This window comes from Burkholderia cepacia (assembly GCF_001039005.1).
Taxonomy (GTDB): Bacteria; Pseudomonadota; Gammaproteobacteria; order Burkholderiales; family Burkholderiaceae; genus Burkholderia; species Burkholderia theae.
On record NZ_LDWR01000155.1, the window covers coordinates 1 to 225 of the forward strand.

A 225-nucleotide genomic window follows, 5' to 3' on the forward strand; every position below is an offset into this window, starting at 1 on the left:
CGACAGGCATCAGCTCGCTGTCGACGGGTCTGAGTTCGACTAATAGCTCGGTGTCGTCGCTGTCGACATCGACGTCGACCGGTTTGTCGTCGGCGAATAGCTCGATCTCTTCGCTGTCCACGTCGACTTCAACAGGCATCAATTCACTGTCGACCGGCCTGAGTTCGACTAATAGCACGGTGTCGTCGCTGTCGACGTCGACATCGACCGGGCTGTCGTCGGCTA

Annotated in this window: 1 protein-coding gene; it reads right to left on the bottom strand. The window is 58.2% G+C overall.

Features of this window, described 5'->3' with window-relative positions; genetic code table 11:
* Window positions 1–225: hypothetical protein (locus tag VL15_RS43660; protein WP_048252192.1), on the bottom strand; the 225-nt coding region annotated here is incomplete at both ends.